The sequence below is a fragment of the Bacillus sp. S4 genome (assembly GCF_040838205.1).
GTDB classification, from domain to species: Bacteria; Bacillota; Bacilli; order Bacillales; family Bacillaceae_G; genus Bacillus_A; species Bacillus_A cereus_U.
In genome coordinates this window covers 1-3876 of the sequence record NZ_JBFPJI010000301.1, presented here as the reverse complement: position 1 = coordinate 3876, position 3876 = coordinate 1, and the positions used below count along the sequence as shown (strand labels likewise).

Here is a 3876-nt window from a genome sequence, read left to right as displayed (position 1 = left end):
GGAATGAACACATTGTATATAACGATAGAAGAGGCTGCGGAGTATTTGAATTTACCAAAATCTTATGTTGAAGATTTGATTCAGCAAAAGAAAGTTCGTGCGTTGTTCGATGGAGAGCAATATTTATTAAATAAAGAACAATTTAATACACATTTAGAGCAAATGGAGAAATATAAACAGTTAGTGGAAGAAATATTAAACGAACCAATTCCGGAAGATATGGATGTTAAGGACGAAGATTAAATTTATGAAAAGATCCCGTAATAAGATATGCAGGAATGTATCTTATTACGGGATCTTTTTGTATTAAGATATAAAAAATTACCGGAAACCCTAGGATTCATTTAAGCGGAGGAAGGTTTCGTAGGTATTAGTACTACATGTTAAAAGCATATTTTTTCATAGCGGGGACAAACATAGAGAACGTAACCTGTACAGATACATATACTATCAGTGCAAAAGCTTATAAATTAATGGAAGGGGTTTTCTCGTGAGTTTATTTAATTGGGATTTTTTGGAAGGTTTAATTGGATCTTATGTAAGAGTAAACAGAGGTGGACCAGAATCTCAAAAAGGAGCAATAGTATCAGTATATGCGGACTACTTCGTATTACAGAATGAAAAAGGAGAGTACCATTACTACCAGCTTCGCCATCTGAAAAGCATTACAAAAAATACGAAAGAGGGTGGGATAGGTGATTCTGTATGGCCGGAAGAAGACAGTGCAGAAGACTTTGAAACGCTACTTCAAGGCTTCAAATACCGCTGGGTAAAAATTAATCGTGGTGGTCCAGAGAAAATTGAAGGTATTTTACAAGATGTTTCTAGCGATCATGTAACGTTAATTATAAAAGAAGAAGTTGTATTAATTGCACTATCTCATATTAAAAGTGTTAATTATAATGCACCAGTAAGTGGAGAGAGCGATGAGAGTAGTGATGAGAGTAGCGATGAGAAAAGTAATGAAAACAGCAATAATTCAAGTCGAGCTCGCGCACAAAGACAATCAAGTAGAGGAAGATAATACAGAAAGGAGGATACGAATTTGAAGGGTGTAGTATGCTGTGATCAAATCAAAGGTTTAGTCGGTGAGAATGTAAAAGTAAATCTTCGCGGACCGGAAAGTCGAGTAGGTGTACTGTCAGTGTTAGGAAAAGATTACCTTACACTACAATTACCTCCTGGAGAAGTGGTGTATTATCAACTGAAACATGTGAAGAGTCTAGTCAAGAAAGTGAAAGAAGCACAAGGAGACTATGGTTCATGTTTCTACGCTGATGAAGATACTTTTTTAGATGTATTAAATGACTTGAAGTATAAATGGATAAAGATTAATCGTGGTGGACCAGAGTGTGTGGAAGGTTTATTAAGTGATATACATGATAATTGTATTACACTAGTAAACTGTGATGAAGTCATTTATGTAATTAATTCTCATATTAAGAGTGTGAGTCAAGTAGTTAAAAGTAAAAAGAATGAAAAAGAATAATGTTTAATAAATAAGAGGGGCATTATGATTGAAAGTGAAGAACGATTTCATATTTCGCTGCAATAATTTCGCGGTATATGAAAAAGAATTCTTACTATTAAAAGACAGAACATTGCCCCTGATTATTTTTTAGAAATGGAAGACAGAAAAGTGCAATTCCATAGAAAGGAGGATATAGATGAATGAGTTAAACAAAAATATTGGAGAAAATATATACGTTAAATTAATCGGTGAAAAAAGATTTAAAGGTGTATTAATTGATGTAGGGAATGATATTGTTGTTCTTTACAATGGACAAGACTATGTATATATATCTTTATATCATATTCAATATTATAGATTTTTAAGAGAGTATGATGAAGAAATATTAAAACCAGATGTGGATTCTGTAATTAAGAGGGAATCACCTTCAATTTCTTTGAGAAAAGTATTAAGTACATCTAAAGGAATTTTTACAGAAATTTATGTGGCAGGAAATGCTCCAATACACGGTTATGTTACAAGTGTAATGAACGATTATATTGTTTTTTATAGCCCAGTTTATAGAACGGTATATATATCTTTAAAGCATTTGAAATGGTTAATTCCTTATAAAGAGAACCAAGTACCTTATTCCCTCAATAAAAATGAACTCCCCGTAAATCCCTTAAATATTACTTTAGCTAGAACGTTTGAAGAACAGCTTATTAAAATGGCTGGGAGAATTATGGTGTTTGATTTAGGTGAGGAATCTAATAAAATTGGAAAAATGGCGAAAATTGATGAAGGACATATTGAAATATTAAAAGCACGTGACGCAAAAATGTACGTGAATATTCAACATGTGAAATCTGTCCATTGTCCGTAGGCTAGTTTAAAGGGCTGGCTTTTTCTTTTATATATGCGGAAGAAAAGGTCGAGCCTATTTGTTTACCGCTATTTGGGTATGAGGGGGAAAGCGAATTGAATATATAAGTATGTTACTGTTTTTTACTTATGAAGAGGTAATCTTGTACGAAATTATAAAAAACCTGTACGAGCTATCTTTTATTGTATTCAATTCATTTTTTGAGGAAGTACTGCTCAACTAATCTATTAAAGGGGTTTTGTTTGTGGAGCAGTTTCCAAATGCGTTTTCGATTACATTACTTGGCAGTGCTGGTGGGGCAGCAAAAGCAGTGTTAGCAATTTTGAATCAAGCGGTAGTAAATGAAAAAGATCCAATTTATGAAGTTATAAAGAATGTGAACTTCCATTTGGTGGATATAAAACAAAAAGATAAAAGTTATTATGATGAGTTGTTTCCAAATCTGAAAGGGCAATTTTTTTTATATGAAATAAACCTTCAAGATGTAGTCAAATTTAAACAACATTTAAAAGAAAAAAGAACGAAGGTTGTTATTGATGTTTCAGGGGCAGATACGATTAGGGTACTGAGTTGTTGTAATGACCTTGGCATTTGTTACATTAATTCGGCTTTGGAAAATGAGGCAGTAGATCAAGACGATAGTTTACTTGGTTTTCAGCTTACTGAAAGGTATACGAGGTTTGAGAAGGAGAAAGAAACATTTACAAATACAAGAGCGATTATAGGCTCAGGTATGAATCCGGGTGTTGTTCAATGGATGGTTGTTGAACTTATGAAAGAACGTCCAAATGAAAAGCCGCGAGCATGCTATATTGTAGAACATGATAATTCATTTTTGGGTGATAAAGGGCTAATAAAACCTCATACACTTTATGCATCATGGGCAGTAGAGCGTTTTCTTGATGAAGCGATATGGAGTTATCCTATGTATATGAGCCATCATCGTCCACTTTACTTTTATGAGGATGTATATGCTTCAGAGTATAAAGTGAATTTAGGTGAAAAAGAATTTTATGGTTGCTTAATGCCGCATGAAGAAGTATTAATCTTGGGAAAATCTTTTAATATGGAAGTGGGTTTTCTTTATCGGATTAATGAGTATACAACAAACTTAATTAGACAGAACTTAGATAAAGTGGAAGATTTATGGAATTGGAATCGCAAAGTATTTAATCCAGCAGAAGATGATATTATAGGAGAAGATTTAGTCGGTGTGTTACTCGTTTATGAAAATAATGAGACATACATGTATAATGTAATGAATAGTAGCCAAGTTTTTCAAAAATATAAAACAAATGCGACGTACTTTCAAGTAGGGTGTGGAATTTATGCTGGTTTATGTAGTTTACTGTTAGATACTTTTGGACAAGGTGCTTATTATGTAGAAGAATTATTATTAAATACTGAAAGTAAGTATGGGGAATATTTAAATTTATATATGAAGGATTTTTTAGTAGGACATAATAATTTTACAGATGGATTGCTAAATGATAGGGTAAGATGGATATAAATTGTGACTGAAAAGGAAGGAGCTGTATCT

Annotated in this window: 5 protein-coding genes; all 5 read left to right on the top strand. The window is 32.8% G+C overall.

Annotation, left to right across the window (positions count from 1 at the left end):
• The first annotated feature begins 3 nt into the window (after window positions 1-3).
• The 5 genes from AB3X48_RS18885 to AB3X48_RS18865 all read left to right on the top strand — a co-directional run bounded on the left by AB3X48_RS18885 (window position 4) and on the right by AB3X48_RS18865 (window position 3846).
• Window positions 4-243 carry a helix-turn-helix domain-containing protein gene (locus AB3X48_RS18885; RefSeq protein WP_080018159.1) on the top strand — a complete coding sequence of 80 codons (240 nt, stop codon included), beginning with the start codon at window positions 4-6 and terminating at the stop codon, window positions 241-243.
• A 247-nt stretch (window positions 244-490) separates the two neighbouring features.
• Window positions 491-1024, top strand: coding sequence for an LSm family protein (locus AB3X48_RS18880; protein ID WP_016103413.1), 534 nt, complete (start codon window positions 491-493; stop codon window positions 1022-1024).
• A gap of 21 nt (window positions 1025-1045) precedes the next feature.
• Window positions 1046-1489: a spore coat protein gene (locus AB3X48_RS18875; protein ID WP_078173532.1), complete on the top strand. Its 444-nt coding sequence runs from the start codon at window positions 1046-1048 to the stop codon at window positions 1487-1489.
• Between the two features lie 178 nt (window positions 1490-1667).
• A complete protein-coding gene (locus tag AB3X48_RS18870; protein ID WP_002159453.1) occupies window positions 1668-2336 on the top strand; it encodes a YwrJ family protein in 669 nt (222 codons plus the stop codon).
• A 244-nt stretch (window positions 2337-2580) separates the two neighbouring features.
• On the top strand, window positions 2581-3846 hold the full coding sequence (locus AB3X48_RS18865) for an S-adenosylmethionine decarboxylase related protein (protein ID WP_367959811.1): 1266 nt from the start codon (window positions 2581-2583) through the stop codon (window positions 3844-3846).
• Window positions 3847-3876 lie beyond the last annotated feature (30 nt).